Here is a 26364-nt window from a genome sequence, read left to right on the forward strand (position 1 = left end):
GTCATTACAGATTTTCTGGATGCGAACAGGAAAAAGGCAGTTAGTCCGTACGAGTTTTCTCGAAGGGAAAACTCATGATCTGCATCGCTCGGTCTGGCGCGCAAAGTCGCAACAGCTGCGCTCGAATGACCGCAGGAGTTGCCGTCAAATCCACAGTGGCGAACCGGATGGTGTGCCCCTGAATCAGCACTGTCTCGTCGACCATCTGGCCGATTGCGGGATGCAACAACAATCCACTCGCGTGATCTGCAAGCGCATCGCCGCACCCAACCTGGGAGCGCAGATAGGCGTAGATCTGGTACATGTATCCGCTGCGTAGGGTCTCCTCACGGTACCAGCCGCTCGTCACAATCGAGGTGAACTTGGTATCGATGACGATCCTCTGCCCGGTTGACGGGTGGTCGAGCACGACATCCGTTCGCATGGTCGGCAGGATCTTGTTGATCCCTGCCGTCTTCTGCTCGATCTGCCAGCCCATCGTCCCGCCGCAACGCACCCGCCAGCCATCCGGACTTAGCACGACGTCATAGAAACCGCCCACCGCCCGCTCGAACAAACGACGTACCCACGTCACTTCTCGGTCCGGCAGAGAGAGCACATTCGCACCCGATACCTCCGTAGGTAGCACTAGGTCGAACGCCAGCTTTGCGGCTGCCACCATGAACCGGTCGTCCGCATCGTTACGGCCGAAACGATTGGTGCTCATTTGGGCGCGGGTCGGTACGTCCCCTGATACACCCATTGCCTTCATGCCACCCGCAAGTACGCGGCACCGATGGGCAACGTCCTTCCTCTGAACGATCCTGGAGATGGACTCCAAGGCTACTCGGACGAAACGATTGCGTGGTGTGTCGATAGTGAGTTCGTCGAACCGGCACGCCACCAGGCCTCTATCCATCAACTGATGGCGTTCGGTGGTCAAGACGTCGATCCGGCCACGCACGCGATTGATGACTGCGTCACGAGATCGATATCCAAGACTCAAGCGGCGACGCTGTCGCACCTCAACCGCGTGGGCAAGGATCTCCGCAACTAGATCCGGTAGATCGTCCGGGCTGTCTTCCAGGCCGATCTTGCCGATGCCGCGAGTACGGAACAGGTCAGAGGCGTAGAGCATCAGCAGCCAGAGGTTGCGCACCGGAATGCGTCCGATGAACCCCTCAGCGCTCATGGATGCACTTTCCACCTGTTCTGCGACGGCGGTCATCACCAGCCCTGCGTCAGCCGTGCGATCGCCTTCTGTGCTTCGTCGGGCGCATCGAACCAGTACTCATCCAGCAACGGGCCGATCTCCGTCTCCACGACCTGCTGGAACCATTTCTTCGTGTCTCCCGCCTCCAGTCGATGTGCGGGTGTCACATAGCTGTGACCAATTCGGAATTGCTTGCCAAGGCGCGCATCCGCCGCGATCTGGTCGTTTAGCTCAGCGATACGGCGCTCGATGTCCGCGACCAAGCCCGGATCGACAGCACACTCCTTGACCACCCAATCCCGCCAAACCTGCCCCAGTCTTGGCTCCAGCCCAACGAAAGCAAAGCGGCGACGCAATGCCAGATCGACCAGTGCAAGCGATCGGTCGGCGATATTCATGGTGCCGATCACATAGAGATTCTCGGGAATATGGACGGGACGCCGTTTGCCGTCCGCATCCGGATAACAGAGTTCCAGCGCTTCGTTGGGCGTCCGTTTGCCCGCCTCAAGCAGCGTCAGCAACTCGCCGAAGATCTGCGCTGGGTTTCCACGGTTGATCTCCTCGATCACCACGACAAACTTCGACGAAGGGTCCTTCGATGCAGCCTTGATGGCTTCCATAAAGACACCGTCCGCCAGCGACAACTTGCCTTCGCCAGTGGGGCGCCATCCTCGAACAAAGTCCTCGTAGGACAGGTTGGGGTGGAACTGCACTGCACGGACCTTGCTGTCGTCCTTCTGGCCCATGAGCGCAAATGCGAGCCGTTTGGCTAGCCAGGTCTTGCCCGTGCCCGGAGGCCCCTGAAGGATGAGGTTCTTTTTTGTGCGCAGACGATCGAGCAAGCGGTCAATCTCGGCCCGCTCCAGGAAACAGCCGTCCTTGAGGATGTCCTCCACCGAGTAGGTAACGATTGGCGCTGCCACCTGAAAGGCTTCGCGAACTTCACCTTCAGTTTCCTGTTCTGCTCCGGCATTGGTACCGATATCGCCAGCCGGCACAGGCTCGTCAACCGTGTCTTTGTACATCCAAGACGCAAGCGACAAGTCCGGGAAACTGTGGACCGGATAGCCGTCTTCGCCGAAGCGCGAACGCAAATCGTCCAGCAGCTTCAGATATGCCCGACCATCACATGGGCCTTGCTGGCCACTGATGGCGACATTCAGGCCGAGCCGCTTGTTGATGTAGTGGCGCGACTGGCTATCGAGGGTCAGGAATTCCCACGGATGCGCCCAGTAGAGACCTGTCGAAAGGTTCCATGCGACACCCCATACTTGGGTTGCCTCGTCATAAGCCCGGATGAAGGCATCGCGAGTGTCCAACTGGTCGCCATCGACCATCTTGCTTGCGGCAACGAATACCTTCCATAGCGCGTCGATGTCGCCCACACCACGCTTGTCGGCATAGGCGAAAAACCAGGAACGTTGGTTGTTAAGAACGGGAATGCCTTCGAATGAAGGCGGGACCCGCACCGTCACACCTAGCAACTTGGCAAGTTCACCCGCGATGGTCTTGCGGTTGGCATCGGTCATGGATCGGTTAAAGGTGCCCATCGTGGTGAATGGGCAAATGTCCCGCAGCGGACCACTGGTTCCATCGGGAAACTTGTCCTGGAGATAGGTCAGCCCCGGCACCCGGGACGCGATCTCGTGGATGCCCTCGATGAGCGGAGTTCGATCGTCTGCGTAGGCCAGCAGCTTTTCGGCCACTGCCTCGTAGAAGTCCGTCCACTCGAAGCGCTGCTTTTCTGGCGAAGTCGTGCCGTAACGCTCCCGCCAAAAGGGCTCGTTGCGAAAGCGATCCACATCCTGCGGCTTGCCGTCAAACGCAAATGCAATCAGCGCATCGTTCATCCATTCGCCGGGCAGCACGCGCCAGATCGTTGCTCGGTGAGTGTAGAAGTACCACTCCCGTACCGGCTCGACCTTGGCCCAGACCACCTTCACCTGCTTCCCGTCGTTCAGGTTTTCGGTGATCGTGCCGACCGCCTTGATGCCCATAACCGAAACTGCTCGGCCACGGCTATCGAAAGGCAGGCCGTGCTTGCGCGTGTAAGACGACTTGATGGCGATCCGCTCTCCCGGGCGCATGGAACGCACCACATCGAGGAGCTTGTCGTCGTAGCCGTTCTCCCAAATTCCTTCTGCAAGAAATCGCGGCATCTGATCATCGGTACCGCCGTAGGTGGCGCCTACGAACCAGTTTGCACGGTGCTCGACTCTCATCCCACTACCTCTACAAACTCAGCGATCGCTCGAACAGATCCTTCATCTTCAGGCTGCAGAACCAGTGGCTGGTAATCAGGATTTAAGGGTTTCAGCGTGATGCGGTCGTGCTGCCATTCTCCATCAGCACTGGCGACTTTTTCACTGCTATAGACCTTCAATGTGTACTCGCCCCCCGTGTCGGCATCGGTTACACCCGCATGCCAAACCAGTAACTTTCGCCCCTGCCGACTGCCTGCCGGCACAGGTCTGAACAGACAATAGCTCCCATCCGGCACCAGCGGTTCCATGGAACGCCCCACGACCCGAGCTACAAACATGCCTTTCTCCAGCTTGATCTCCTCAACCTGGATCCACTCCTCCGCATGATCCGCGAGCTCCATCAGTCCACCCTGCTCCTCACTCCATGCGCCAGCCGCAGCCTGCAGCGGTACCAACGGCACACAGTTGGCGTAGGGCTTAAAACTTGCGTCGGAAGGACTTGCTGTTCTGAAACGCAGCACGTCAGCTGTAGCCACAACCGGTTCAGCCGTTACAGTCCCGGCCCTATCGAACCATGCATCATCGCTAACCAGTTCCCTGGCTTTCGCCCTGCCAACCACAGCTCGGGCAATCCGCCGCATATGCTCGCGCATCACCGTCTTGTCATACAGTTCCTGATACTGGATCTCGATGACTTCATACTCGGTATTCAGCAGCTCCTGACGGATCTGGCGGTCCTTGGCGGCTGTCTGGGCGTTGCCATGCAGGTGCTCACTCATGCCGTCCAGGTAAATGCAGACACCTTCGTACTGGTCGTTGGGTTCGTGGAAATACACATCCGGGCGGGTAGTAATACCCCCAGAAAGCGCTATCGGGCGCTCTGTTTCGAAGGTCGGCATACCTGCGGCTTTGAGCAGCGCCACCAATTGCTGTTCAGGGGGATTACCCGGTTGCTGGGTCAGGGTTTCATCCGGCAAAACTGGCGCCAGCTCGTGGCTGAAACTCAGGGTATCGCCCCAGTCATTGAATGCTTCCAGTGCCGTATGGCGGTTCAGCTTGTCGTGGTAAAAGGAATTGCGGAAATGCTGCAGACAATCCACACAGGATGCCTCGCAGGCCGATGGGCACTCTTCGGCCAGTCGGCGGGCTGCGGCCACCACATCTGGCCAGTGGGCCAGCAACTGCTCCAGCAGGCCAGAACCTCCCGGCATAGGGTCATATAGCAAGGCATCGACCGTTTCACTGCCCGGTTTGCCAATCACCTGCACCTGCAGGTCGGAAATCTCCATATCCAGCACATCAGCCGCCCCCTGTCGCAGCGACTCCATGACGCTGTAGGCTGTTTCCTGCGAAGCACAATCCTGCAGCACCAGGGCGTCAGCTACCACCTCAGCGTAAAAAGCAATGTTCTGAATCGGCCGCCCGCATCGTTCGACATGGTGCTCGTTAAACTTGTCGAGCTCCTGCTGACTGCTCATGGCCGAGCGGCTGGCGCCGCAGACCAGACATAAGGGATAGCCCAACAAGGCACCAGAGCGTACCTGGGAGGCAGCGCCGACATTGACCAGACGCATGTGCATACCGTGTTTAAGTTGCAGCTGGGATTTACCCCACTCGTAAAGACTACCCCCGGAATGCCGCCCCTGATCCTGGGCAAACACCGCCACCGACATCTGAAAGCGGTAGTCCTCATCATCGGAAATGTAGGAATGGTGCGGCGCGTCCACATCGCAGATGACGACGCCGGGAATCTGCGAAATCGACATCGAACTGACGTCACTGCCCGCTTTGGATGATGGGCCTGTTTCCTGAACGGATTCACTGGCAACATCCACGGCAAAGGTCAACGGTTCTTCCGGGATCAGATGGAAATGCCGAGGTACAAACTTGTGAGCGTTGGCGTAAATCAGATTGCCGGGTACGTACTCGCGCACGGCCAGCGCTGTGTTGCGACGCAGCTCCCAATCGCTGATGTCACTGCTGTGGCGGGGTGCCACATGGGTCAGGGTGACCGCGCCGGTATCTAGGCCGTAACCCGGCAGGAAGCCTTCAGCCGCCAGCACGCCGTAGGTGTTGGTATCGTCGATGCCTTCAGCCTGATTGCGGTTGCGGCGCGCCTCACCCTTGAATTTTTTCACCAGACGCTCGCAACGGGTACGCAGCGCCTCTTCGTCGGCATCCAGCGCACCCTTGCCTGCGGCGACCTTGCGCAGCCGCTCCAGCTGGGCGAGCGCCCACTGCAAGCGCTGGAACAGGCGATCGATCACCCCTTGCAACTGATCGGCAAAGCTGCCGATCACCCGTTCCAGCTGTTCACTGCTGACCACTTCGCTGTCGCTAGCCGGCCAGCCCTGCTGGAAAGCTTTCAATACGGCACTTAACAGGCTGGATTGGTGAGCAGAAATTTGTTGAGCCAGTGGCGCAACCGACAAAGGTGCCTCACGCACCATGCCTTCGGCAGTAAACAGATAAGGCCGGATCTGGCCTGGCAAACAAGTACCCAGCGCCTGCTCCAGATTCCTTTCCTGCGTGTCTGGCAAGCTGTTGGAGCGCAGCATCTGCAGCAGGGTGGTCAGCACTGTCGCGTTGACATGCTTGGCCACCATAACCGGGTTGCGCAGGTTGAAGCTGGGGGGCTCCACCAACCCTTCGAGCATTTTCAATGGCTCGTTGAAGTAGGCACGGTCATGGCTGGTCGTTCGGGCGTAGGTCAGATCCAGCGCCATGCGGAACTGGCGCCCAGCCCGGCCGGCACGCTGCCAGTAGTTGGCCGGCAATGGCGGTACGTTGCGCATCAGCACCGCATCCAGCGCACCGATATTCACGCCCATTTCCAGGGTGGGTGTACACACCAGCGTATTGATGCGCTCACTTTCACCCTTGAAGGCATTCTCGATGCGCTCACGTTCAGGGCCTGGAATCTGTGCCGAATGCTCGCGGGCACGCAGCATGGAAAATTCCTGGTCCAGCAGCAGCAAATCGTAGTTGTCCGAGTTTTCCTCCTCAAACACCAGCTTGCCGTTACAACGCCAGGCCATACAGGTCATGCCCGGGTTGACCCGAGCATGCAGCCGACGGCAGGTCTGGCAGCGGTACATGCCGGTGGCGGGCACCAGCATCAGATTATCCACGTGCACCTGAGTGGCGCCGTGACAGCCCGGCAGGTTCTTGCCACGGGCACCTTTTAGCTGAACCTGGGTGAGTAACTCCAGTTCATCACTACACAAGCGCCATACGTCCTGCAAAAATGCTTGAATCTGATCATGCGGCACACCCCAGGCGCCAGCTGCCTGCTTGGCTGCACTGTCGTAGTTGCTGAACCATTGCTTGATGCGGCCCTTGTCGTGCTGGCCATCACGTTCGAATACCAGCGCCTCAGGCACACCGCGCATGTTAGGTAAATAACCCCGTAGCACCTCTTTCTCGCCATCCAACCAGTACTTGGAATACATGCGGGTAATGGGATCGAACAGCATACGCCGGGAGCGGGCGGCATCCAGCAACGAGGCAACGCCTTCACGCAGATCGTGCGCCGAGCACCCCAGGCTTGCGGCCCATTTCTGAATCACCGGGTGTGCCTCATCCAGTCCCCGGTAACGAATCTTCAGTCGGCCCAGCGGCTCCAAACCAGTACTTTGCCGTGCCCCTAACGTCAGCTCGCGCAGCAACTGAGCACGCAGGAACCATTTGCGCTCCTCGGCATGCGCCAGACTGGTTTCCGACTTGCTCTCCACCCGCCAGACTTCAGGTATCAAGGCGCGCGACAACTCGTCGTCGGCATCCAGGTACTGATCCAGCCACAGCACCAGATCACTGGCCGATACCGGCCCCTGGCGCAGTTTCTTGTAGATCAACTCCCGCAGACGGTAGCGGCGCGAGCGATCCTGCATCCAGCCAGCCTGAAAGGCAGCATCTTGGCGATTATCAGCAAATACCAGTAAGCGCTTACGTTCGGCTCGGTGGATCATACTTTGCGCTAGTACATGCACGTCGGCCACACCGGTAGCACGCACTGGACGGGCAGGCTCTCGGTAATTGCCGGTTACTCGGCGGCCCTGCGCACCGCAGGACACACAACGAGTCAATCGGCCAATCTGGTCTTCTTTCTGCTGAACGAAATGCAGCGCCTTCAGCACTTTGTTGCGACCACAGCCAACACACTCTGGCACCTGCTGATCATGGGTGGTGCCACAATAGCGGCAAACAAACAGCACTTCGGTGCGTGAAGGCTCCTCTTCTCCGTCTGAGCCGACCTGGTGATCAAGCGACACCGCACGCACCCCGCCCAAGGTAATGTCGGTTGCCCGCCAAGCGCGGTTCTTGCCTTCAGCGGAGCCGCCACCCGGTTCGCTGCCGGTGAAGTTGAAGTCTTCCAATCCGTGCTCGAAATAATGCTGGCCGCAGGTGGTGCAGCTGGATAGCGGGAAGGGCTTCAACTCTGTGTCACGGCCTGCAGCATCGCTGATGGCATCTTCGGCAGACAGCCACAACTTGGCAGGCTGACCTTGGCCTTCCTCGAAAGTCACCACCGCACCGCTAACCCCGCGCACAAAGCCATGCACCACCGGGCGTAGTAGGGGGCGGTCGCCATTTCGTGCTGCAGCGCCCAGCGCCAGCCAGATCAAAATTTCCTCTTCGGTAATCGGGCGACCCAGGGCTGCGTTCAAATCTTCCAACAGACTGGCGACGGCACGCGGCCGGCGCAGGGCCTCGGCAATCTGGTAGACCACCTCGTTGTGGCTGAGCCACTGGTTCAGCGCTTCACGCCAGTTATCGCCCACCATGCGCATGCCGCTGGTGGTCTGGAACCAGATGCGGAAGGCCTGCAGGTCAGCAGCATCAACCTCGGCTTTGTCCAGGGTGCCAAGCATTTCCAGCACGGTTTTCAGCTGCATGGCCTGATCGCCATTGAACGGCGCACTCACGCTGCGCGGCTCGCCCCAGATGTCCTCTTCGTAGGCCTCCCCAATCAGCTCGACACTTTGGCCATCAATGCCAAAAAAGCGGCTGGCAAACTCGCGACCGGCCTCGATGCCGCGACGCGGATCGGCAATGGTGGCCGAGGTGGCGATGCAGGTGGTGCTGTTTTCATCCTTGCCGCAATAGGCGCGCAGTCGGCGGATCAGGCAGGCGGTTTCGGCACCACCGGCGCCGGTAAAGGTGTGCGCCTCGTCGAATACCATAAACTCCAGGCGAGCGTTATCGAACAGTTCCAGGTCCTGCTGGCGGGTCAGCAGCAGTTCCAGCTGTTTGACGTTGGTCAGCAGAATGCGCGGCTGCTGGCCGTTGGTGCGCATGGCTTCGCGGCTTACCCGCTCCTCCGCGGGATGCAGGGCGACGTCGATCTTCTGCTGCTGCATCTGCTGCAACTTGCTGCGGTAGTCCACCACGGTGCTGCCCGGGTCGAGCCGTACGCCGTTGACATCCGCTTCGGTGCGCGGGGTCTTGCCCACATACATGCCAAAGGTAACGCCGGTGCCCACCAACAATTCACGCATGCGTTGAAGCTGGTCTTCGGCCAGGGCGTTCATCGGGTAAACAATCACTGCCGTGACGCCTGCCTCGGCGCCGTCATCGCGCAACTGCAGGCAACGGCTGATGATCGGCAACAGGAAGCATTCGGTCTTGCCCGAGCCCGTACCGGTGGCCACCAGCGTGGTGCGGCCGTCCTTGATGGACCGGAAGGCCTTTTCCTGGTGCAGATAAGCGCCAGGATAAGGAGACAGCTGGCGAATATGCGGATGCAGCACGCCTTTCTTGACCAGTTGTTCCAGGCTGGCGCCTTTCATAAAGGTGCGCGACAGCGAGATAAACGGCCCCTTCATCAGCGGCGTATTGCGGGTGTGCTCCAGATTGAGCAGGTCGCGCATTTGCCGATACAGCCCCTCATCGGCAAAGGCATAGGTGCTGAGCTGGTAGCGCAGAAAGTCGCTGACTACCTCTTCGGTATAGGTAATAGGGTTCAGCATCAGAATAGTGCTCCCTGCGGTGATTCTGTTTTATAAGTCGCCTGCTCTTCGGCAACGCCGACGGCGGGCTCGGGCTCAGGCAGCGGCACGATACGCCGGATCAACTCGGCATGGGCGGCGCATTCCTGCCATGAGCGCTCCACATCCTCATTGAGTTGCCAGTCGTAGAAACGCGGGCCAAGGCGTGATGCCACTGGCTGATACTCCTGCGCACGGTCATCATGGCCCAGACCATAGTCGGCCAGGCGCAACTGCTCGGGAATCATCCAGCCTTCACCGTCATTCTGGGCGAGAAAGGCCTCGAGACCTTTCTCCTGCAGATCGTGGAAGGCGATCAGCGACAGGACGGTATGGCGGAGTTCGGGGTCTTTGTCCTTGTCTATACGCCAGAAGCCTTTTGGGTCAAGCGTGCGTGAAAACGCATTATTCAACACCTTGTCAGCTGGCCAAGTACAGCCTCGCAGTAGGTAGTTGAAGTCTGAAAAACTCAACCCAAAGTGACAAGCGCTGACAGCTTCTACAATGCAACGTAATCGAAATACTTCGTGGTCAGTCAGAGGGGGTTTTTGCCCTCCCTCTACTCCTACTTGATAACGCAAGGGAATAGAGGATTTGACCAATGCATCAGTCACTGAAAGGAATTTCGTGCTCGAAAACTCCATCGGAACAGGGTGTTCAGCAAGTAAAAACCAATTGAGGTTTGAACCGCTTTGCCTGATGCGAAGCACAGCATCTGAAACAAGCGAACCAAAGAGGGCGGCAAGCATGCTAACGGAATAAGCATCCCTAGGCTCCAGCAAACCTACACTATTTCCTGCAGGCCAGCCCGGAATTACTGATGCAATCAATGTCCGAGTGTCGGTTGTTCGTGCTATTGGTCTGAATCCGACACGAGGAGTCAGTGGCGCTTTATTAGTTTGGACCACTTCGAGGCCCATAAAAAACTGTGCAACTACCGGAGTACCCCTATCGCCTTCCTGCCATTTTGCATTCAACCCAGTTCCACTGATATGCATTAGCGGCAGAAATTCCATCGGTCTGATCATCACACCTTGGACAAGCGGCAACGCCACATCCTCAATCTCCTCCACCCGCAGCGCCTGCTGCCCGTCCCGCGACAGCACCAGCCCCGGTTCGCGATCCAGAATGTGCTGCGGGCCGTTGTAATCATGCCAGGGACCTTTAAGCCAGTGACCATACTCGTCGGGGCGGTAGCCCTTTTCCTCCCATTTGGGCCGCGGCGGGAACAGCTTGGAGTCGTTGGTCATATCAAATTCGCGTGCGTACTTGATGCCCCAACCGTTTTCACTCTGGTCGCCCAGCAGCACGCCGTTGGCGTAGATCTTCTGCAGCACGCGCAAATCCTGCTCGCTGCGGATCTCAAGAATGGCCTTGGAATACGGTGAAAACTCCTCCACCCGCGCTCGGGGATATGCCAGCACATGGCGCTCGGCCTGCTCCCAGTCGTCCACGTTGCGGTGCATAAAGGCGGCGCGGATAGCCGTGGTTACCCCACCCTTCTGCACAATCAGCGGGCAGAATTTGAAAGAGCGGTGAATATCGAAAATACCTTCGCGGTTCTCGAAACCAAACAGCCACTGCCAGTCACACTGACCAAGGAACAGCTCGCGCAGATCGGTGGTGCCCTTGTCGGTGTAGATACCGCTGGGCACGATCATGCCCAGCCGCCCCTGGGTGCGTAGCAAGGCGTGACTCAGTTCCAGAAACAGCTTGTAGGTGTTCAGGTCGGCCGAGCCTTGATGCAGGAAGGGGTGCGCGGTATCAGCAAAGCCCTTGTGCTTGTTGCGCTGCTGCAGCCATTTTTTGTGTGCGGCTGCAGAGGCCTCGAAGCTGTTCCTACCGCGCCCGCCCAGATTCAGGTCGTGCTTCTTTTTGCCATCCTTGTCTTCAGTAACGCGATCGCCAAAGGGCTTGCCCACGTACTTCGCCCAGTTGGACATACCCTTGAGGTTGGCGTTGTAGGCAATCCAGCCGTGCTCAAGTTGTGGCCAGTCGCGGAAATACTCCAGTTGTTTAGCCAAGGCATCCTGCTTGCCATAGGCGCGATAAAGAGGATCGTGGTTGGAGAAGAACTCTTTGGAGTTGGGCTTCTGGATTTCCCATGGCGGGTTGCCCATCAGCGCATCAAAACCGTCCTGGCTGGCGGTGAACACATCCGGGAACTCCAGCTCCCAGTGGAAGAAGCGCTGGCGGCGCGCCACCTCGGCGACAATGGCCAGTGCCTGCTCTGTGGGGTTGGCAAACTCGCGTGGCAAGGGGGCCAGCTCGATCTGCTCACCCGGCCAGAACCATAGTGCACACCACAGATCCATACGTGCTTTCAGGGCGTGGTAGTGCGGGTTGTTCAGCACCTCCTGCTGGTATATCTCGGCGCGCTTTTCACTTTCATGCACCGGCAGGCGATGCAGTTTGCGGAACACCTTGAGCAGCTCGTCGTGCACATTGGCCGCGTCCAGCCCGCCTTCCAGTGTCAGCTGGCCGCTGAGCAGCGCCTGCAGTTGTTCAGGCACGGCTTTGGCTCGCGCCTTGATCGCATCGGTAAAGACGTCGCCCTTGCGCTTTCCTTTAGCGTCCTCGTACCAGTGGTTGATCAGGTTGTCCGGCTTGTTCTTCTGGTAATCCTTGTCACCGCCCTCGCGCTGCCAGGCCATGGCCGGGTAATCACGGTAGGTATCGAACCAGGTACCGACCAGGGCGTTACCGACCTTGAGCTTGTGGTCGAGGAAACCAAAGGGCAGGTCGCGATCCATGGTTTCGACCCACAGCGCCATACGCCCCAGTTCCACCGCCAGCGGATCAAGGTCCACACCGTACAGGCATCGCTCCACAATGTGACGCTTGAGCTGGGCGCGCAGGGCCTCTTCAAAACCATCATCCTTGGGGTTGAGCTTGGTCATCTCGTCGCTGAGCAGTTCAGCCAGCTTGCCGTCGGCCATGCGCGGCACACCGCCGTCTTCGCTGCGCTCGATCAGTTTGTGATGGAACAGCGACTGGGTGAGCGCTTCGGTGAGGTAGCGCAGGGCGCCAGCGAGGAAGGAGCCAGAGCCCATGGCCGGATCGCACACTTTCAGGGCCAGTATCTGTTCCGGGGTTTTCGGTGCCCACTCCACCACGCTGTCCAGGCCGGTGCGCGGGTCGGTCTCGGTTTGCACGGCGTCATAGGCCAGCGGCTGCAGGGTACGGCGCACGGTGGGTGCGGCCAGTTGCGGACGGGTATAGAAGGTGCCCGCGCCCTTGCGGGTCCCACCCCAGCGCACCAGAAAAAACTGGCCGGGCGCCACAATGCGGGCGCAGAGCTGCTTGGCGGCCTTTTCCAGCGCCTGCTGGGCTTCGTCGGCAGCGGTATTGGCTTTGCGGCCACGGGGCTTTTTCACCAGCCCGGCAATCTGCGCGGCATGCTGTAGCCAGGTGTTGGCGCGCAGCAGATGATCTTCGCTGAGGGTCAGCTCTTCGCTGTCGTCACTGGTGTTGGTGTCTTCCTCTGAGTCGTCTTCGACGGCGTCCGCCTCGTCATCGCTGCTGTCATCGAGGTCAGCGGATTCTTCGACGCCCTCATCCGCTTCCTCCTCACTGTCGTCACCGGTGGAGTCTTTTTTCTTCAGCGCCTCAAACAGCTGCTTGATCGCCTTGTCATCCATGGCTTCCAGCTGTGACAGGGTCAGCGCCGGCTGGTTGCCGACCGCCAGGAAGATGACCGGGTCGTTATCAGCGGCTTGCTTCAATTCAAAATCAAGCAGGCCCTCATAGAGAATGCCGATGTATTCCGAGGACAGGGTGGAGAAATCCACCGGCGCATCCACCCAGCGGCTGCTGCGGCCCTGACGCACTTTCATCTTGGTGCGGGTCAGCAGGCGCAGCAGCTTGTGTACCTGCAGGTCGCTGACCAGGTTCTGACTGCTTTCCAGTAGCGCCAGCGCGCGGGAAATGCCGTCGTCACTGGCAGGGTTGCCCGGCTCAAACAGCGCGCCGCCGTATTGCGGGACGCTAAGGCGTTCATGGGCCGAGCCTTCGTGGATCAGATTGAACAAGCCAATCAGGCGCGGCCAAGCACTACGGCCCTGACTCAAGCGCTCGTTGCCGCGGCCACCGGCACGCCGATCCAACTGATGACGCAGCCCTTCCAGGCTGTAGGCCTGCTGATAGATGGGGTTGTCGACCGGCATCAGCCCACGGGCTTCGGCGAACAGGGTAATAATGCAGCGCATGATGATGCGCGAGCCGGCGACGTACAGATCCTTGTAGTCGTGGGTCTGCCCCTGCTGCTGAGCCTGCTCGATAGCGACGTGGGAGGCGGTAATCAGCTCCTCGACGCCCTGACGAACACGCTCGCCCAGCACATTGGACAGTTCCGCCTGGCCCTTGCGTGAGGCGCTGATGGCCTGCAACAAGCGGTTCTGACCTTGCTCTGCCAACAGGGTGCTGCGGTTGAGCAGCGTGCGCCAGATCAGCGTTTGCGCTGCCGGCTGCCCCTCACTGAACCACAGTTCGATATCCCATTCACACCAGGCCTCGTAATCGGCACCGGCGTACACCAACCGCCATTGCCGGCCATTAGTGACCAGTGCCAGTGCCTGCCCGGTACGACGCAGCCATTCCACCACCCGGCCAAGCAACTGTTTTGAACGCCCGACACCCAGACGGCTGGCAAACTGCCGCGAACCGCTATCGTCGGGGGTAAACACGGCCAGGGTTTCGCCGTTAGGCCCCAGCCACAGGCGGCGGGGTTTGATCTGAACACCAGTGAAGCTGCGTACCACCCAGCGGCTGTCGACAGCCTGGGCTTTTTGCCACTCTTCGGCAGGCAGACCCGAAAGGTCCTGCAGGATGTAATCTAGCAGGTTGCCCAGCGTCTCGCTGCTGCCATCAAAGGCCGTGAGGGCGCGGCGGAGCTTGTCAGCCTGGTAATCGGACATGGCCGCGGCCGGATCTGGAAAGAACTCATCCAGTTTGGCCGGAGATATCAACAGGCCGCCATGCCGCAGCTGTGCCCATCCTTCTGCATGCAGACTCATACACTCACCTCCGGAAAGCGAATTTCAATGGTGACCGGGAATACCTGGGCTTCGCCACGCAGGGCAAAGCGGCGTGGCAACACCTGTTCAAGAATGCGGATCTTCTCTTGACTCAAGCGCTCCTGCAGGTCGCCAAACTGGTTCTGCCGACGTTTGAGTTCATCCTCCAGATCGCGCAGGCGCTTTTCAGCCAGGGCGTCGGCGTCGTCGAGCAGGCTGAACTGAATATGGGTCTTGCGCTGCTCCTCGATTTCCCGCTTCAGCTTGTCGATGCTCTGGACCTTCTGCAGGGCTGCCACTTCACGAATGCGTTGCTCAAAGGCCTCTTTTTCATGGCTCTTGGCCTGGTCATAGGCAGATTTCAGCTGGGTGCGCAGGGTCTGAGTCAACTCGCGGCGATAGCAGGCCAGCAAGGTTCTGATGTCGTCTTCGATGTCATCCCAAAGATCACGGGCAGCGGCCATATCACCTGCGCTTTGTCTGCCAAGTTGGCCACAGTGAGGCCCGTTGTAGGGTAATGGCTGACCCAGTGCGCTGTTTTGCACTGGAAGTGCCAGAGTTCGCGTCCAGTGGTGAAAGGTTTCACGCAGATCGTTGACGGCCATTTCCTCAACCGTGAACAGCACCAGCGCCTGGGCGCCGGCGGGGACCTCTCCCCGACTCACCAACCAGCGGCTGGGCGGCTGGAAGTCAGCCTGGCCACCGGGGAAGCGCAGACGCGCAAAGGCATTGAGCGACTGACGCAACAACGGATGCCCCAGATGCAGCAATACCGTGTCGGGTGAGGGGCGAAATACCGGCCGCCCATTAACGTTGTGAATGAAAAAACGGTTATCGAACACCAGCCAAGGCATGGCGCCGCTGACACCCTTTTGTGAGGGCAGTCGCAGACTATCATCGACCACGGCCTGCCAGCGGCTGGGTAGCGGTGTGCGAAGCCGCATCCGACCCAGCGTATCCGGCCCCTCCAGTACCTCGCGGGTCGCACCCAGTCCCATGGCGATAGTCAGGGTTGCCTTGAGGGTGTCGGGGCTTAAATCCAGATCGTCCATCAGTTGTTGCAGACGCTGCTTTTCCTCTTCGCCACGCTCGTCGGTATGCACCTGTGCATCTTCCGTGGCGCTGCGTCGGTTATTGATCTGCAGGTCCAGATCACCCAGCACATCCTGGTCTTCATTCATCTCCATCATGCGGCGCTGGAAGGCTGCATCAAAGAGTTCACCGACCGATCCTAGATCCTCGCGGATATCGTTGACTTTGCCCAGTACGCGGGCAACAAACTGCAGGTCGCTGTCGTCTTCGCTGGTGAAGTGGAAAATGGTGACGTCGCGTGACTGGCCGTGGCGGTCGATACGACCATTGCGCTGTTCAAGACGCGACGGGTTCCAGGGTATCTCGTAGTGCATCAGCAGGCGGGCAGTGTGCTGCAGGTTGAGACCTTCGGAGGCTGCATCGGTGGCCACCAGAATACGCACCGGGGAATCCGGGTCGTTAAAGGCGCGCTTGACGGCCTCGCGCTCATCCTCATGCATGCCACCGTAGAGTTGACAGATGCTGCCGGGCTCGGCGCTGTATTCGGCATTGAGGCGATTGACCAGGTAATCGAGGGTGGTTTTGTACTCGGTGAAGATGATCAGGCGCTCATCACCTTTCCACTGCTCGGCATTACGCAGTTCCTTGCCAATCAGTTCACGCAAACGCTCGAAGCGTGCATCCGATTTCGGCTTGGCTGTGATAACAGGCTGCTTGTCCAGCCCCAGTGACTTGAGTGCGGCATCAATTGCCTCAATTTCTGGCTGCAGTAGCTCGACATAGGGATGCATCCAGGCGCCGACCACCTGAGCGGCATGCCGGCTGCGGCTCTCGCGCTCCTGGTCATCATCGATGTCTTCCTCACTGGCGCGGCGGGCTGCTGCGACTTCGGCGGCCTGCAGTGCCTCCTTCGTGGCCAAGCCCTCCTTGAAGCGCAGCCAGCTGTCGGCAAAGGCCACCGGGCACGACAGCAACCGTTTGCGCAGAATCTCAATGGCAAAATTGAGCACCATGCGTGCTTCTGGCGCTGTACGGATGATGCCTTTCAGCTGCGTACAGAACTGACGCACGGCAACCGCCAGCTCCTGCTCCGGCCTAAACATATACAGCGGCAGCGGTTCAAGGTAACGCTTGGCAAATCGCGGCGCGCGGCCTGCCTGACGGTCCTGATCGTTGATCTCACTTTTCAGTCGACGGATCAGCACATCGCCGATCATCTTGCGTTCTTTGTCGGTGAAGTCCGGGGTTTGGGTGAATCGTACCGGGTCCAGTTGCTCCAACAGCCCGGAGAAGCACCGGGTATGTCCGTTATGCGGGGTCGCTGTGAGGAACAGTCGGTGCTCGAAATACGGCGTCAGCAGCCGCAGCATCTTGGCCAGGTCGCTGTCTTCACCAAAGTTGGACGGCATCAGGTTGTGCGCTTCATCGACAATCAGCAAATCCCAGGGCAGCTGTGCCCCGCCCTGCTGCTTGATCGATTCACAGTTGGCAATGAATTGTTCCAGCACATCCGGCTGACGCAGATAGTGGTAGGATGTGATGATCCGCGGCAGTGCCCGCCAGGGGTTGGCGTCCAGCCCCATTTCCTTTTGCAGCTTGTGGGTGGCAGCCTTGTCGACAATGTCGAAGCCGAGAGAGAACTTCTCTTCCATCTCCTGCTGCCACTGGGTGCGCAGCGATGCCGGGGTAATGATCAGCACGCGCCGAATGCGACGCTTGCGAATCAGCTCGGCAAGGATTAGCCCGGCTTCAATGGTTTTACCCAAGCCCACGTCATCAGCCAGTAACAGCGATACGCGTGGCATGCGCATGGCTCGAGCCAGCGGCACTAACTGGAAATCATCAACACTTACGGCACCGTAAACAGGAGCAGTCGGGACCGGATCGGAGCGCTCAGCCGGATTACTGGCTGACAAGAAGGGAGTGAGCGCACTCCAGCGAGCGGCGCGCTGCAGGGCCAGAAACTCGTCCTGCTGCATGGGGGCTTCGCGATCTAGTCTGGGCAGTGCGTTGGGTTCCAGCACCACCGGGGAACGTTCACGCTCCCACAACAGCGACTCTTCGGCATCACCATCGGCATCACTGAACTCGATAGTGACCAAATGCAGAAGGGCTGAGCTTTTGCTGTCACTGAAAGGTTCGACGGCGGAGATAACGCCACGGCGGTTGCGAACGGTGGCGAGCATGCCGACACGGGGAAGACTGTCTTTATCCAAGCTTGGATTAGTTTTTTCTTTCTTCATGTTCATTCCTGCGCCAGATAAAGTACACCAGTGGCATCGGCGCGTTTTAGGTCGTACGTCATGTTAGTGCCCTCCCTCGTTTTGGTCAGGCGACCGGTAGCCCGGCGCCAGCACGGCACTGCGCACACCGTAGATGGCCAGGTGGTCCTTTAGCCACAGGCTGTACTCGCGCCCGCGCAAGCTATGGTCAGGCGAGCAGTCCACACTCCATTTGCGCAGGAAATACCCGGCAGTGGCAGCGCGCAGCTTTACCCGCAGCACACCACTTTGCATGCCATAATCCATCTCGGTGATCTCCGGCCGGGGCTGGTCTGGGTGCGGCACCAACTCTAGCTCGACGATTCGGGTCCACTGAATGTCCTGATCGCTCATCTCATGGGGCGCCACAGGCTGGCCCTTGAGCACGACAGGGTTCTTGATCCGGGCGATGACAAAATCCCGGAACTCCTGCGATTTCCGGTCAAAGGCACGGACGTGCCAACGCAGCCCGTTGTCGATCAGCGCGAACGGAACGATCTCCCGCTTGGTGCGACCACTGGAGATGGAGTGGTAAACGATGCCGACCGAGCACTCTTTGTGAATAGCCCGGGTCAAGCTTGCCAAAACATTCAGATCTGGTTGAGTCAGCCGTGACTGGCTTTCGCTCGCCACCCACGCCTTGAGTCTCGTCGGCTCGCCATCACCGAATCCCTTTGTAAGCCACGACAACACACGTTCGGGCGGAGAGTTAAATATCGGTCGGAATTCCGGACCCAACACATAGGACTTACCTCTGGGGTCGTAATTAAGGTTGCCGGGCGCCAAGTCCCGGTACAGCGCCAGATCTCGGGAGGCAGCAGCAGACTGGATCCCAAAACGCACAACCACGTCCTGACGACGGATTTCCCCCATAAAGCGCACGCGCAACTCCACAAACGCGAGCCGGTCACGTTGTGGCTGAGTGAGATCTGCAAGCTTTTCTAAAGACATTGTGACTAAATGGGTCCAGGTGTTACTACGTAAGCATCGACGACAGTATATTGACCATATCAGTATATGTCCATCGTATTTTTTTGATACGCACATGAACCCTATTTTTACAACCACCGATTTTTGGTCTCGATGGTTGTGGCATTGCCTGGGTAAATCCTGACTCAGATCGCAAACTTTTTCATTCACATATCGTAGACTTACCGTCAAGCGCACAGTTCATAACTAGAGACTTTTGCCGAGCTTTCATTATGCTACTTGCTAGTTTTTCCGCCGAAGAGCAGAGCTCCAGCCTTTCCTTTTCCGTGGGCAGTTTCTTATTCTCCGCCTGCACTCCTCCCCAAGCCAAGCCCAACCCAATTGCCGCAACAGCTATCACTTTCCTCATCTCTGCCTCATATTAGTTACACAATAATGGCCTATGATAGCCAACGAGGAAAGCCCACGCTAAGTGGGCTACATCCTTGTCTTTCGTATACCGATGCTATACACTATACGCATGATTAAAAGCTTCCGACATAAAGGGCTCCAAGCTTTCTTCGAAAAAGGATCTAAGTCAGGTATACAGGCTAAGCATGCAGTGAAACTACAAATCCAACTTACTGCACTACATGCCGCAACCCAACCAGAGGACATGGGCGCTCCTAACTGGAAGCTCCATAAACTCAAGGGCAACAACCCCAAGGGCCAATCAGTCGAAGAACATTGGGCCATATCTGTTAGCGGCAACTGGCGGCTAACCTTTTACTTTGAAGGTGAGGACGCCATACTGGTGGACTACCAAGACTATCACTAGGAGAAATACCATGCGTATGAATAATCCAGCACACCCAGGTCTCGTGCTACGCGAGTACCTAGGTGATCTAAGCGTTACTGAGGCAGCGTCACGTCTAAGAGTGACTCGAGCAGCACTATCTAGAATCTTAAACGGCTCAACAGGCATCTCTGCTGATATGGCTCTGCGTCTTAAAGACGCTCTAGGCACAAGTGCAGAAATGTGGATCCAGATGCAAGGGCAGTATGACCTATGGCAAGCTGAACAAAAGGAGCGGCCAGTTGTAAGGTCGTTTCATGAGCCTGCTCACGCTTAGCACAACAAAAAAGCCCCTCGATTGAGGGGCTCGGTGTCTTTTTGGTTAGTTAGTAGCGGTAGGATGGTAATCCCCCCACCAAACCGTAGTGTGAACTGACCCCATAAAGTTGGACGGTTAGTTTTTATAAGGAGGACTGATTTCTGTATTGCACAGGACTCAGCCCCTTTAGTTTTGTACTTACTCTTTCATGATTAGAGTAGTAAATATACTCATGAATCCGTTTCTCTAACTGTTCAATGCTAATAAATTTTTCACGATAGAACAATTCACATTTAAGTGTACCGAAGAAGCTCTCAATTACCGCATTATCCAAGCAATTTCCCTTTCTCGACATGCTTTGCGTAAAGCCATGGCTCGCTAGTGTTTGCTGATAGCTGTCTAATTGGTATTGCCACCCTTGATCAGAATGGATGAGCGGTTTCTCAGTACTTTTAAGCGTTGAAATGGCTTTCTCCAACATATCACTGACCAGTTTATACACAGGCTTTCTCATCAGTTGGTAGGCAATGATTTGTCGATTGAAAAGATCTAGAACCGGCGATAGATAACGCTTTTCATCACCTACTCGAAACTCCGTCACATCGGTTACCCATTTATGATTCGGTTCCTCACAATCAAATTTACGCATCAAGATATTCGGAGCGATTCGTCCTTCTTTACCGCGATAAGAACGATACTTTTTAGGTGCACGAATCACCGCCTTTAATCGTAATAACTGCATTAAACGTTGTACTTTCTTTTTATTCACTAAATAACCAAGTTGCTTCAAGATAAAGGTCATTCGTCGGTAGCCGTAGCATGCATTATGCTCATTAAATAAATGACCCATGTCATCACAAAGCAATTGGTCCTTATGAGGTTCAGTTAAACGTTGCTGATGGTAGTAGTAGGTGCTGCGACTCAACTCAGCAATCGTCAGCAAGTCAGGCAAGGCATGCTCGAGACGTAACTCGCTAATTATTTGGGCCGTTTTTTGACGCAGTTGGTGGTTAATCGCTTTTTTTGCTCTTGCACCCCCAACTCGTTCCACTTTTTTAAGAATGCGACCTCGGCACGCATATACTGTAACTCACGAAGTAACTCTTCGGGCGTCTTTTCTGTGTCTGGCTTTTTACGGTCTGGACGATATACTTTCTTGGTCATGGCTAACGTTTCCTCTTGGCCATCGAGTAGGCCATATTCATATAAGCGTTTCCATTTTAAAATACTCGAAGGCGAGATGCCATCAAACTGACTACTCGCTTGATACGCTGAAAGTGACTCATTGTGCATCGTTTCAACGACCATCCGTTTAAAAGCAAGAGTATGATAAACCGTTGGTTGACGCCTCAATAAGCCAGCAAATCCATGAGTACGATATCTTCTTACCCAACTTCTAACGACAGAACGTTCAAGCGAAAAATGACGAGCAGTCAGAGTGTACCCCCGATGCATTTCAAGAAAATATTGAACAACGAGACATTTGAATTCGCTACTGTGTTTTTTCCTAGACATAAATAAACTCCCAAAATTCGGATTTTTAATATGTCCAACTTTTGGGGGTCACTTCATACTGCTAAAAATGGGGGGATTACCCTTTTGTCTCAATTTAATGGAAATCTCATCAACCTTATGGCACTATTTTCGGGGGATAGGTCAATCTGATGTTTTACTTTTAGCTATCAGCATCCACAACTGTATTGCGCAAGGCTCATCAGCTGCTGTAAACAAACGAGAAAGGTGCGGATTAGTAAGATAAGAAGAAAGATTTAGCATGGCTATTAAATTAGAGTTTGAATCATCATAAAGTTAACCAGCTGCCACCTCATCAATGGCTTCTAGTAGCTCATAAACATTAGTAAACGGCTGGATTTGATAAGGAGCTTGGTTTTTACTACTAGCTGCTGATATGGCATTTTCGTTATTATTTTTTGCATTATTTCTAGCAGCATTAATATAGTTATCACTCATTAGTCGTATAGACAGCTCCTTTACTGTTTTACCCTTTTTATCGTACTGCTTCATTCCTAATTGTAAAAGTGCCTCCCTAAAAACGGATGACTTGACTAAAGCGTCACAATTACTCATTGCAGGTGCAGAGGTAGATAAATGCAATAACAGCCAATATTCAAAGCAAACATTTGAAATAGCTACATTAAGGCCATTTCTTGTCGCTTCATCATAGGCTTTTCTATGCTGCTCATCGGTGTATTTTTGTGGACTTTCCCTGTCGTACATCACCCATACTTGATCCTTTTCAAAATCTAATGACTTTTTGTACTCCAATGCCACTTCAACTAGTTGAATCGGTGTATTCTTATCTGTATCTTTCAAGATAACAGGACGCTCTGCCCCTCTAAGTCTTACTGAGCTTGGATACTTAAAATTAATATATGCTCGAATATATGACGGTTCGGTTTTTTCACCCTCACAAAATATGTAAATTTTAGGTTTAACTACACGGTTTTCCTTTTTGCGTGGCTTAGCCATCGTTATCCTCCTTCTCAACTTCCTTAAAAAGCTCTTTAACTAAAGAGTAATTAATAGAAGGTAAACCACCTAAACGGCCGTCATAATACCACTTAGCAAATGGGCTGCTATTTTTTAACTGACTACTTTCAAACTCAGCTAATGAAATAAGCTCTGATACCCCATCGTGCTTTTCAACTAACCACAATTGATCTTTACGCATTTTTTCAGGGTTCATCAAAGCAAGATTGTGTGTAGTGAATAAGAGTTGCGCGTTGCTTTGATTTATCTCTGGATCATTAAATAAACTTAAAACCAGCTCGGCTACATGAGGGTGCAAGCTGTTTTCCAACTCATCCCAAATCAACACATGCCCTTTACGTAGCACGTGCATTAATAAGGGCACCGTCTCAATTAATGCTCGAATACCATCCGACTCTTCCTCAAGCGCAAAAAGCGCTTTATAACCATTTTTTGATTGACGTTCAAAAAACAGCTCATGACTAAAGTCCTCAAGAATTGACGCTCTTAGTTCTTCAGGCATGTCAGATGGCAATTTGAACTTACTAAGATCGCGTTTTTTGACTTGAAGGCTGCTAATTCCATCATCTAGTGCGTTAAAAAAATGACTAATGTCTTGAACAAGCTCTGTATTAGCTTTCCATTTAGGGTCAAGTCTTATATTTCCTTGCTTAACAAAAGCAACCTGGTTAACAAAAAACTGATATATCTGACGTATAAAAGGAGGCGCATCCGGAGTGTTACCGGCTTTTGATAAGTAAGCCTGATTTTTAAAAAATGGAATTTTGCGTGCACCACCTTTAAAGTGGCCACCGAAGCTCATGGTATCCCAATCTTCGCCCTCTTTGCGCTCATATAGTAAAGCGATTGTCGTGCGTTTTTCACCAACTGAGTAATAACGCAGATGCTCATAAACCACTTCTTCTTGGGTATAGTGAAGGTCATAAATATAGCGTACCCCCTCAACTACAAACTCAAGCGAAAAGCATACTGGAGATTTTAAGGTGTTTTCATCAAGCTTATATGGCTCAAACGTTGGAATAGATGCGTTTTCTTTTAGTGTATGACTATTATCCACCATCCATGCCAAGGCATTTAATGCCAAAAGAAAGTTGGATTTCCCCGAAGCATTTGGTCCATAAATCCCAGCAGAGCTAAGCACACCGATCTCTTTAACTGGATAATGAATATTTTCCGTTAAGTGAGTACCAGGGTTTTCAGCATAGAAACTTAAGGTCTGCTCATCGCGAAGCGATCGAAAATTGGAAACTGTAAAATCTACGATCATAATCTATCCTAACGCTTATTTAATGCGGAAAAATCATTATATAGCATATAAGAACGGTAATACCCCCACCAAGCCGCAGTGCTTTAAAGTAGAATTTCTCGAAAATGGCTAGTCTCAAAGAGCTAGAGCTAGAAAATCAACGGCTCAAAAAAATGTATGCCGAAGAGCGCTTGAAAGCGGAAATCGCGCGTGAGGCCATCGAAAAAAGTGGTGATGCCATCTCGTCGTAAAGAGATGGCGCAACGTGCTGTACAGCACTACAACGTGAGTATTCGGCTGGCTTGTACGGTATTTAGCATTAGCCAGAGTTGTTATTACTACCAGCCAAAATACGCTCAAGAAAATGACGTGATTGCAGAAGGATTAATTCGTTTAACCACGGTCCAGCGTAACTGGGGCTTCGGTTTATGCTTCGACTATCTACGTAATATCAAAGGATTTACATGGAATCACAAACGGGTGTATCGAGTTTATCGACAACTTGAACTTAATCTTCGCATCAAGCCGAAAAAACGCATGGTGCGTAAACGTCCAGAGCCCTTGGGTACTGTGACTGGCATTAACCAAGTCTGGTCGATGGATTTTATGCACGATCAGTTGGCTGATGGCCGAAGTATCCGATTATTTAACGTCGTGGATGACTTTAACCGTGAGGGCTTAGGTATCGAGGTGGACTTCTCGTTACCTGCCGAGCGCATCATACGAGCGCTAGATCAAATTATTGAGTGGCGTGGAAAACCCGACAGCTTACGTTGTGATAATGGCCCAGAATACATCGGTAGAACGCTGCTTGAATGGGCAGCGCAACGCCAGATTACCTTAATCCATATCCAACCAGGAAACCCACAACAAAATGCTTACGTCGAGCGTTATAATCGAACGGTTCGTTATGATTGGCTGGCACAAAATCTCTTCGAAAGCCTAGAGGAAGTACAACAAGGAGCCACAGCTTGGCTCTGGATATACAATAACGAACGCCCCCACATGGCATTAGGTGGCATCACCCCCAAACAAAAATTACATCAACATCTCACTTACTCTACTGTGAAGTGCTGTTAAAAATGGGGGGATTACCATGGTACTTATCATTTAGCTCAAGTAATGCAGTAGATGGTGCCTCACCAAGCCGCACAAACTCGCTTACGGTCTGATCTACAGCTTGCCCAAAAGCCTGTTGCATTTGAATCGATGCAAACGCTACCTCTTCAATTGAGTTAGCGCCAATGAGCGGGTAAACTCTTGGTTTTCACGGTAGCTTTGGTAATACATATAGCCCAAAGCCCCAACCCCAGCCGTTACCGCACCAACGCTCATTCCTACGCCAGATAGAGCAATAGAAAGAGCGCCTGAGCTACGGGTAATCTGAAACATGGAGCTTTGCACTTGACTCCAATTGCCTGATGCGGCCGCACGCCCTAGATTTAACAGGTCTCTCTGCGACTCTCTAGAGTTTAGGGCTAGCAACTTAATCATTTCTGACGCAAACCCTGCGCCCTCACCAATCTCCTTTAACTGCTTTTCTACAATATCATTACGCTTTGCGCCTATTTTGGCTAGAGATTCAGCATACTTCTCCGCGTCAATCACACCTGCACGAAATGTCTTGTGTAGCTTCGCCTCAGCGTCATCAAGCTTATTTAGCTTAGCTTCTAGCGGATCTATTACAGTCAAAAGTTTAGACAGCCCATTACGTAATTTTTCCTGCTCCTCAGCTAACTTGCGTGTGCTGTTTCTATTGCGCTCTGCGGCTTGAAGCGCAGCCACCTCTGCGCCAGCTATTTCTGTATAGGCGCGGGCACGCTCAAGAACCTGACCAATACTACGGCGTTCCGTCGCTTCGTTAGCTTTGGCGACTTTATCTAACTCACTGAGTTGCTTGGCTTGTTGCTTTGTAGCACCACCGAGTTTTTCTGCTGCTTTTTCTGCTTCTGCTGAAATTTGCGCCAATTGCTCTAAAGACTTAATGGCAATAACGGTTTCAGAGCTATCTACCGCTAGGATTAATTTTGCTATATCACTCATGGCGATTTTCCATAAAAAAACCCGCCGAGTTGGCGGGTCATGTGCGAATAATTAAAACTACTTGTTGGTTATTTGTTTGTGTGCGTTGTTAAGGCACTGAGCAAAGAAGTTTCCTATGCTTATATCCATTGGCTTTTTATACTTGTACCCCTCTTCTGTTAACTGAGTCTTCTTTTCACCCATATTTAAATCTTGCTTAGCCTTCTCAAGAGGAACCCCAAGCTCTTTTAGCTCTGCTCCCATCATAACGCCATAGTTATCACCGTAACACCTCCATGCCGCTATCCACATTTCATCAACGTCACTTCCTTTTAGGTCGTTTTCCTTCATATACTCTATGATCAAAGAAGATCCAGTTGAGACCTCGCTTTCCGCCTGCGCCCCTCCCCAAACCAGCCCTAACCCAATCGCCGCAACAGCTATCACTTTCTTCATTCCGACCTCCGCATTATTGACATCCTCCCCCGCCTAAAGGCAGGGGATTCCTACCGCGCCCATTGCAGGCGTAGCGCCTGAACAAGTCGCCTCGGTGGGTTCCTGCTTCACAGAGGCTGCGTGTTTGGCCCTTGCAGACCTTGCACGGCTAACGTTCTCTCCACAGGCTGCAACGCGGTGTCCCCGCGCCAAAATATTCATCGCGCCGACAAGATCGGCGTTTTCCTCGTAGCCGCACTGCACGCACGCAAACCGCGTCTGCGTTTTGCGGTTGTCCGCGTGGACATGACCGCAGGCTGGGCATGTCCGGCTGGTGTTATGCGGCGGCACGGCAATAAGCCAACCACCAGCCCACGCCAGCTTGTAGTCCAGTTGTCGGCGGAACTCGAACCAGCCTTGATCCAAGATGGCTTT

The 26364-nt window shown here is 54.6% G+C and carries 16 protein-coding genes and 2 pseudogenes; 3 read left to right on the top strand and 15 right to left on the bottom strand.

The window, feature by feature from the left end; all coding sequences use genetic code 11:
• Nucleotides 1-40: 40 nt before the first annotated feature.
• The 6 genes from mcrC to GGR41_RS03970 all read right to left on the bottom strand — a co-directional run bounded on the left by mcrC (nt 41) and on the right by GGR41_RS03970 (nt 18642).
• Nucleotides 41-1207, bottom strand: coding sequence for a 5-methylcytosine-specific restriction endonuclease system specificity protein McrC (mcrC, locus tag GGR41_RS03945; protein ID WP_167660726.1), 1167 nt, complete (start codon nt 1205-1207; stop codon nt 41-43).
• Nucleotides 1207-3414, bottom strand: coding sequence for an McrB family protein (locus GGR41_RS03950; protein ID WP_167660727.1), 2208 nt, complete (start codon nt 3412-3414; stop codon nt 1207-1209). The genes mcrC and GGR41_RS03950 overlap by 1 nt, the downstream gene beginning before the upstream one ends.
• Complete coding sequence (locus tag GGR41_RS03955; protein ID WP_167660728.1) at nt 3411-9365, bottom strand: DEAD/DEAH box helicase; 5955 nt, start codon at nt 9363-9365, stop codon at nt 3411-3413. The genes GGR41_RS03950 and GGR41_RS03955 overlap by 4 nt, the downstream gene beginning before the upstream one ends.
• Nucleotides 9365-14398, bottom strand: a complete 5034-nt coding sequence (locus GGR41_RS03960; protein ID WP_188372604.1) for an Eco57I restriction-modification methylase domain-containing protein — start codon at nt 14396-14398, stop codon at nt 9365-9367. The genes GGR41_RS03955 and GGR41_RS03960 overlap by 1 nt, the downstream gene beginning before the upstream one ends.
• Nucleotides 14395-17673 carry a DISARM system SNF2-like helicase DrmD gene (gene drmD / locus GGR41_RS03965; protein ID WP_209279724.1) on the bottom strand — a complete coding sequence of 1093 codons (3279 nt, stop codon included), beginning with the start codon at nt 17671-17673 and terminating at the stop codon, nt 14395-14397. The genes GGR41_RS03960 and drmD overlap by 4 nt, the downstream gene beginning before the upstream one ends.
• 63 nt (nt 17674-17736) lie before the next feature.
• Complete coding sequence (locus GGR41_RS03970; protein WP_167660729.1) at nt 17737-18642, bottom strand: WYL domain-containing protein; 906 nt, start codon at nt 18640-18642, stop codon at nt 17737-17739.
• 499 nt (nt 18643-19141) lie between these two features.
• Between GGR41_RS03970 and GGR41_RS03975 the strand changes: the two genes are divergently transcribed.
• Both GGR41_RS03975 and GGR41_RS03980 read left to right on the top strand, forming a co-directional pair.
• Nucleotides 19142-19438: a type II toxin-antitoxin system RelE/ParE family toxin gene (locus GGR41_RS03975; RefSeq protein WP_167660730.1), complete on the top strand. Its 297-nt coding sequence runs from the start codon at nt 19142-19144 to the stop codon at nt 19436-19438.
• 10 nt (nt 19439-19448) lie between these two features.
• Nucleotides 19449-19733, top strand: coding sequence for a HigA family addiction module antitoxin (locus tag GGR41_RS03980; RefSeq protein WP_209279725.1), 285 nt, complete (start codon nt 19449-19451; stop codon nt 19731-19733).
• A 124-nt stretch (nt 19734-19857) separates the two neighbouring features.
• Here the strand turns inward: GGR41_RS03980 and GGR41_RS03985 are convergent, their stop codons facing one another.
• From GGR41_RS03985 to GGR41_RS04000, 5 genes and pseudogenes are all read right to left on the bottom strand, one after another.
• Nucleotides 19858-20766 carry an IS3 family transposase gene (locus GGR41_RS03985; RefSeq protein WP_167660731.1) on the bottom strand — a complete coding sequence of 303 codons (909 nt, stop codon included), beginning with the start codon at nt 20764-20766 and terminating at the stop codon, nt 19858-19860.
• A complete protein-coding gene (locus GGR41_RS13075) occupies nt 20694-21008 on the bottom strand; it encodes a hypothetical protein (protein WP_229711145.1) in 315 nt (104 codons plus the stop codon). The genes GGR41_RS03985 and GGR41_RS13075 overlap by 73 nt, the downstream gene beginning before the upstream one ends.
• A 63-nt stretch (nt 21009-21071) precedes the next feature.
• Nucleotides 21072-21230 (bottom strand): annotated as a pseudogene (locus GGR41_RS13300) (helix-turn-helix domain-containing protein); the annotation flags it as partial.
• Between the two features lie 294 nt (nt 21231-21524).
• Nucleotides 21525-22205, bottom strand: a complete 681-nt coding sequence (locus GGR41_RS03995; RefSeq protein ID WP_167660733.1) for an RloB family protein — start codon at nt 22203-22205, stop codon at nt 21525-21527.
• Nucleotides 22198-23493: an AAA family ATPase gene (locus GGR41_RS04000; protein ID WP_167660734.1), complete on the bottom strand. Its 1296-nt coding sequence runs from the start codon at nt 23491-23493 to the stop codon at nt 22198-22200. Before GGR41_RS04000 ends, GGR41_RS03995 begins: the two co-directional genes overlap by 8 nt.
• A gap of 98 nt (nt 23494-23591) precedes the next feature.
• On the opposite strand from GGR41_RS04000, the pseudogene GGR41_RS04005 reads away from it, so the two are divergent.
• Nucleotides 23592-24552 (top strand): annotated as a pseudogene (locus GGR41_RS04005) (IS3 family transposase); the annotation flags it as partial.
• On the opposite strand, the gene GGR41_RS13305 reads toward GGR41_RS04005, so the two are convergent.
• The 4 genes from GGR41_RS13305 to GGR41_RS04025 all read right to left on the bottom strand — a co-directional run.
• Nucleotides 24533-24673 (bottom strand): phage tail length tape measure family protein, encoded by a 141-nt coding sequence (locus GGR41_RS13305; RefSeq protein WP_167660789.1) that lies wholly within the window; start codon nt 24671-24673, stop codon nt 24533-24535. The pseudogene GGR41_RS04005 and the gene GGR41_RS13305 overlap by 20 nt on opposite strands.
• Before the next feature lie 17 nt (nt 24674-24690).
• Nucleotides 24691-25515 carry a hypothetical protein gene (locus GGR41_RS04015; protein ID WP_167660735.1) on the bottom strand — a complete coding sequence of 275 codons (825 nt, stop codon included), beginning with the start codon at nt 25513-25515 and terminating at the stop codon, nt 24691-24693.
• A gap of 57 nt (nt 25516-25572) precedes the next feature.
• Nucleotides 25573-25950, bottom strand: a complete 378-nt coding sequence (locus tag GGR41_RS04020; RefSeq protein WP_167660736.1) for a hypothetical protein — start codon at nt 25948-25950, stop codon at nt 25573-25575.
• Nucleotides 25951-25983: 33 nt separating this feature from the next.
• On the bottom strand, nt 25984-26364 hold a 381-nt coding region (locus tag GGR41_RS04025; protein WP_167660737.1), incomplete at its 5' end, for an RNA-guided endonuclease InsQ/TnpB family protein.

The organism is Paenalcaligenes hominis (assembly GCF_011927625.1).
In the GTDB taxonomy this organism is placed as follows: domain Bacteria; phylum Pseudomonadota; class Gammaproteobacteria; order Burkholderiales; family Burkholderiaceae_B; genus Paenalcaligenes; species Paenalcaligenes hominis.